This window comes from Streptomyces sp. JK94 (genome assembly GCF_053613315.1).
In genome coordinates, this window is the sequence record NZ_JBSICH010000031.1 from 1 (window position 1) to 5,728 (window position 5,728).

Sequence of the window (5,728 nt, forward strand, 5' to 3'; positions counted from 1 at the left end):
CCCCCAACGACCACATCCCTGCCCCCCGCACCACACCTCCTTTTTGGGGGGTGGGAGCGGGCGCTGCGGCGCGGGGGCGGTCAGCCGCGCAGGGCCTCCAGCCGCCGGCGGGCGGGGCCGAGGGCCCGGGCGCGGCTCAGGACGCCCGCCCAGGGCCGGGTGCGCGCCTGGTCGACGGCGTCGGCGATCGACCAGCGGCGGGCGTGCAGCCCGGGGTCGTCGAGCTGGTCCCAGGACAGGGGCGTGGCCACGGGTGCGCCGGACCGGGCGCGGACGGTGAAGGGGGCGACCGCGGTCTGCGCGTAGGCGTTGCGCTGGATGTCCAGGTGGAGCCGGCCGCCCCGGTCCTTCTTGCGGGCGGCTGTGGTGAACCGGTCGGGATGGGCCGCGGCCAGCACCTCCGCGACGTCCCGGGCGAACTCCCGTACCGTGTCGCAGTCCTGACGGCCGTTCAGCGCAACGACCACGTGCAGTCCTCTGGACCCGGTGGTCATGAGGGCCGAGGGCAGCCTCAGCTCGTCGAGCAGCTCGCCCAGCAGCCGGGCCGCCTCCCGGACCGCCCCGAAGTCGTCACCGGCCGGGTCGAGGTCGAAGACCATCCGGTCCGGCCGGTCCACCCGCCCGGTCCGGGACAGCCAGCGGTGCAGGGTGAGGGCGGCCTGGTCGGCGAGGTGGAGGAGGGTGGCGGTGTCGTCGCACACGGTGTGGCAGACGGTGCCGCCCTCCTTGTCCACCTCGACGCGGCCGATCCGGTCCGGATAGTGCTCCGGGGTGTTCTTCTGCATGAACCGCGGTCCGCCGACGCCGTCCGGATGCCGCTCCAGCATCAGCGGCCGCCCCCGCAGGTGCGGCAGCATGAACGGGGCGACGGCCCGGTAGTAGTCCACCAGATCGCCTTTGGTGTACTCCTCGGCGCTCCCGCCGTCCGCGCCGCCCCCGGCGTCCGCGGGGAACAGCACCTTGCCGGGGCGGTGGACCTCCACCGTGTGCCGGCCGGCCCGGACGGTCCGGACGGCGCCACCGGTCACGGGACGATCGCCTGCTCCACCAGCATCCGTGCGGCCGCCTCGACGGACCCGGCGTCGATCCCCGCGGCGCGCAGCTCCTCGGCCGGGGACGCGGAGCCCGGCATCGTCCCGACGGCCAGCCGGACCAGGCGCGGCACGGGGCGTCCGTCGCAGAACGCGTCGAGGACCGCGTCCCCGATGCCGCCCTCCTGGCGGTGGTCCTCGACGGTCAGCAGGCAGCCGGTGTCCTCGGCGGCGCGGCGCAGCGTGTCCCGGTCCACGGGCTTGACGGAGTACAGGTCGATCACGCGGACCTGGATGCCGTCCTGCTCCAGGGCGTCGGCCGCGGCGAGCGCCTCGTGCACGGTGACGCCGGCCGCGACGACGGTGAGGCGGTCGCGGTCGGAGGAGCGCAGGACCTTGCTGCCGCCGACCGGGAACTCCTCGTCGGGGCCGTAGATCACCTTGCTCCCGCCGCGCGAGGTGCGCAGGTACCGGATGCCCTCCATCGCGGCCATCTGGGCGACGAGGCGGGCGGTCTGGTTGGCGTCGCACGGGTACAGCACGGTCGAGCCGTGGACGGCCCGCATCATCGCCAGGTCCTCCAGACCCATCTGGCTGGGGCCGTCCTCGCCGATGGCGACACCGGCGTGGGAGCCGACGAGGTTGATGCCGGAGCCGCTGATCGAGGCCATGCGCACGAAGTCGTGGGCCCGGGTCAGGAAGGCGGCGAACGAGGTGGCGAACGGCACCCAGCCGCGCGCCGCCATCCCCACCGCCGTGGCGACCATCTGCTGCTCGGCGATGTAGCACTCGAAGTAGCGCTCGGGGTGTTCCTTGGCGAAGTACTCGGCGCGCGTGGAGTCGCCGACCTCGCCGTCGAGGGCGACGACGTCGCCGCGGGCCGTGCCGAGGGCGGCGAGCGCCTGGCCGAAGGCGTCGCGGGTGGCGACCTCGTCGCCCTGCTCGTAGCGGGGCGGCTCGGTCTCACCGGAGCCGGCCGAGTGCAACGCCCGGGCGGCGGGCGGCTCCTGGACGCGGACCGTGAGGTCGCGCGGGCCGCCGAGTTCGGCGATGGCCTCCTCGGCCTCCGGCAGCGGCTTGCCGTGCCGGCCCTCGCGGTCCTCCACGGCCTCGACGCCCTTGCCCTTGAGGGTGCGGGCGATGATCGCGGTGGGCTGGCCCTTGGTGGACAGCGCCTCGCCGTAGGCGCGGTCGATCGCGTCGACGTCGTGGCCGTCGACCTCGATCGTGTGCCAGTCGAAGGCCCGGAAGCGGCGCGCGTACGCGTCGAGGTCGTGTCCGTGCCGGGTCGGCCCGCGTTGGCCGAGGCGGTTCACGTCGATGATCACGGTGAGGTTGTCGAGGTGCTCGTACCCGGCGTGCTCCGCGGCCTCCCACACCGAGCCCTCGGCCATCTCGCTGTCGCCGCACAGCACCCACACGCGGTAGTCGGTGCGGTCCAGCCGCTTGCCGGACAGTGCGATGCCGACGCCGACGGGCAGCCCCTGGCCGAGCGAGCCGGTGGCCGTCTCGACCCACGGCAGCCGCTGCGGCGTGGGGTGCCCCTCCAGGCGGCTGCCCAGCTTGCGGAAGGTGAGCAGCTCCTCGTCGTCGATGGCTCCGGCCGCCTTGTAGGCGGAGTAGAGCAGGGGCGAGGCGTGCCCCTTGGAGAGGACGAACCGGTCGTTGCCGGGGTGTGCGGGGCGCTCGAAGTCGTAGCGGAGGTGGCGGGCCAGGAGCACGGCCACCAGGTCCGCGGCGGACATCGACGACGTCGGGTGGCCGGAGCCCGCGGCAGCGGACGCCCGTACGCTGTCGATGCGCAACTGCTGTCCGAGGTCGACGAGTTCACCGGTGTTCATGAGTCTCCTTCCGCGGCACGGCCGTCGGTTCGTTTGACGGGGCCGGGTGCGATGTCGGGTCCGGGGGGCGGTTGGTCCGCCGGGGGTTCGGGGCCGGGGTCGGGCGGCGCGCCGGCGGACCGGTCCGGGCCGGGTGCCGCGCCGGCGGACCGGGGTCTGCCGGGCTGGCTCTTGGCCGGCTCGCCGCCGGGCTGGTTCTTGGCGGCCTCGCCGCCGGGCTGGTTCTTGGCGGCCTCGCCGCCGGGCTGGTTCCTGGCCGGCTCACCACCGGGCTGGTTCTTGGCGGCCTCGCCGCCGGGTGCCTGCGGACCGGGTCCTCCCGCCGGTCCCGGGCCCGCCTTCGTCCTTGCCGGTTCCGTCCGCCCCGGGACCCGCGCCACCTCCGGCGACGCCGATTCCAGAGGGACGGACCAGGACCGTACGAGACCCAGCTGGACGGCCTGACGGGGCAGCACCGCGTCCAGCAGCCAGTCCGCGGCGACCCGGACGCGGTTGCCGGGCATCGCCGCGAGGTGGTAGCCGCGGGTGACCGCGCCCGCCGCCGGACCGGACAGGGGGACGCCCAGCGGATTGGCGGCGGCCTTGGCACCGCCCAGGTCCACGACGAACCCCATGTCGCGGTGGCGGTAGGCGCGCCGTTCGCCGACGCCGAGCGACGCGGCGACGTTGTGGGCGCAGACCTTGCCGTGCCGCCAGGCGTGCTGCGCGGTCATCGGCGTGTACTGGCCGGGCTGGTTCAGGTCGGGCACCGCGGCCACGTCACCGCAGGCGAACATCTCGGGCCGCCCCGGCACCTGGAGGTGGGGGTCGACGAGCAGCCGGCCGCGTTCCGTGGGCAGCCCGAGGGACTCGACCAAGGGGTCGGGCCGTACGCCCACGCACCAGACCAGCGTGCGCGTGTCGACACGCGTGCCGTCGGTCAACAGGACCCCGTCGTGCGTGGCCTCCTTCACGGAGATCCCCATCCGCACGTCGACGCCCCGCTGCCGCAGCACCCGGTCGGCGGTCCGGGAGAGCCGCTCGTCCATCTCGGGCAGCACCCGCGGCGCCACGTCCAGCAGCATCCAGCGGGGCCGCATGCCGGTGCGCATCGGATGCCTGCGCACCTGCGCGTCGGTGTACATCTGGCCGTGCGCGGCGACCTCGGTGCCGGTGTAGCCCGCCCCGACCACGACGAAGGTGCACCGCGCGGCGCTCTCCTCCCGGTCGTCGGCCGCGGCGGCCAGCTCCACCTGCCGTGTCACGTGGTCGCGCAGGTACAGCGCCTCCGGCAGCCCGCGGAAGCCGTGAGCGTGCTCGGCGACCCCGGGAATGGGCAGCAGCTTGTTGACGCTGCCCGCGGCGAGCACCAGCCGGTCGAAGGGCAGGGTGCCCTCGCCGCCCTCCGGGCCCGTGTAGTGCACGGTGTGCCCGTCGAGGTCGATGCCGTCGGCCTCGCCGAGCACCAGCCGTACCCGCGGCAGCGTGCCCGACAGGGACACGCTGACCCGGCGCGGTTCCAGGATCCCGGCGGCGACCTGGGGCAGCAGGGGCAGGTAGAGGAAGTAGTCGGTCGGGTTGAGCAGGGTGATGTCGGCCTGGTGCCGGGTGAGCCGGGACAGGGTGCGGGCCGTCCGGTACCCGGCGAAGCCGGCACCGACGATCACGATGCGGGGTCGGCTCACGGTTCGCCTCCGGGCTGTCGCGTACCTCGTGAGCCTTCCGCGTCCCCTCGGCACGGTCCCCCAAACGTCGGCGGGGCGCCCGCCGGCCCCCTGTTTCCGCCCTTGTGCCCGGGTACTCGGCCCGGGTCCCACCCGCCCCATGTCCCGGAGGCAACCCCCCATGCCCGAGTACGGCTATTTCCTCTCGTGCGAGCAGTACGGCCCGGCGGAGCTGATCGAGCAGGCGCGCATGGCCGAGCAGGCCGGTTTCCAGGCGCTGTGGATCTCGGACCACTACCACCCCTGGAACGGTGAGCAGGGTCAGAGCCCGTTCGTCTGGTCGGTGATCGGCGCGCTCTCCGAGGCGGTGTCCTTGCCCGTCGAGACGGCGGTGACCTGTCCGACCGTGCGCATCCACCCGGCGGTGGTGGCGCAGGCGGCGGCGACCAGCGCGGTGATGACGGGAGGCCGCTTCCGGCTCGGCGTCGGCACCGGCGAGGCGCTCAACGAGCACATCCTCGGTGACGCCTGGCCGGCCGCGCACGTCCGCCTGGAGATGCTGGAGGAGGCCATCCTGATCATGCGCCGGCTGTTCACCGGCGAGGAGGTCAACCACCACGGCACGCATTACACGGTGGAGAACGCCCGCCTCTACACCGTCCCGGACGAGCCCGTCCCGATCGACATCTCCGGTTTCGGCCCGGCGGCGACGAAGCTGGCGTCCCGGGTGGGCGACGGCTACGTGACGATGATGCCGGACAGCTCGATGGTGGAGCAGTACCGCAAGGGCGGAGGCGGCGGCAAGCTGGTCAGCGGCGGCACCAAGGTCTGCTACGGCACCGACCGGGAGGAGGCGGTGCGGACCGTGCACCGGCTGTGGGCCAACGAGTTGCTGCCGGGCGAGCTGGGCCAGGTGCTGCCCTCGCCCAAGCACTTCGAGCAGGCGCAGACCCTGGTCACCGAGGACATGGTCCGGGAGAACCGGGTCTGCGGCGACGACGTGGACGAACACGTCACGCAGCTCAGGCAGTTCGCCGACGCCGGCTTCGACCGCGTCTACGTCAACCAGATCGGCCCGGACCTGCGCGGCTTCTTCGACTTCTACCGTACGAAGGTGCTGCCGCAGCTCCGGCAGAGCGCCTGACGGCGCGGGGGGGGGGGGACAAAAAAGAGGAGAGAGGGGGGGAGACAAGAAGGGAGAGGGGGGGGGAGA

General features: G+C 73.9%; 4 protein-coding genes. 1 reads left to right on the top strand and 3 read right to left on the bottom strand.

Annotated features, from left to right (window positions below; all coding sequences use genetic code 11):
* Positions 1-80: 80 nt before the first annotated feature.
* From ligD to ACVV2G_RS25190, 3 genes are read right to left on the bottom strand one after another with little or no spacing between them, the layout of a single operon-like run.
* A complete protein-coding gene (ligD, locus tag ACVV2G_RS25180) occupies positions 81-1,028 on the bottom strand; it encodes a non-homologous end-joining DNA ligase (RefSeq protein ID WP_453845043.1) in 948 nt (315 codons plus the stop codon).
* Positions 1,025-2,872 (bottom strand): transketolase, encoded by a 1,848-nt coding sequence (locus ACVV2G_RS25185; RefSeq protein WP_453845044.1) that lies wholly within the window; start codon positions 2,870-2,872, stop codon positions 1,025-1,027. Before ACVV2G_RS25185 ends, ligD begins: the two co-directional genes overlap by 4 nt.
* The gene (locus tag ACVV2G_RS25190; RefSeq protein ID WP_453845045.1) at positions 2,869-4,536 is read right to left on the bottom strand and encodes an NAD(P)/FAD-dependent oxidoreductase; all 1,668 of its coding nucleotides are present in this window, start codon (positions 4,534-4,536) and stop codon (positions 2,869-2,871) included. Before ACVV2G_RS25190 ends, ACVV2G_RS25185 begins: the two co-directional genes overlap by 4 nt.
* Before the next feature lie 160 nt (positions 4,537-4,696).
* On the opposite strand from ACVV2G_RS25190, the gene ACVV2G_RS25195 reads away from it, so the two are divergent.
* Complete coding sequence (locus tag ACVV2G_RS25195; protein ID WP_453845046.1) at positions 4,697-5,659, top strand: LLM class F420-dependent oxidoreductase; 963 nt, start codon at positions 4,697-4,699, stop codon at positions 5,657-5,659.
* The last annotated feature ends 69 nt before the right edge of the window (positions 5,660-5,728 follow it).

Bases quoted from the DNA above. Each gene is read 5' to 3' on its own strand.
- ACVV2G_RS25185 (WP_453845044.1), bottom strand. From the start codon at position 2,872: ATGAACACCGGTGAACTCGTCGACCTCGGACAGCAGTTGCGCATCGAC.
- ACVV2G_RS25195 (WP_453845046.1), top strand. From the start codon at position 4,697: ATGCCCGAGTACGGCTATTTCCTCTCGTGCGAGCAGTACGGCCCGGCG.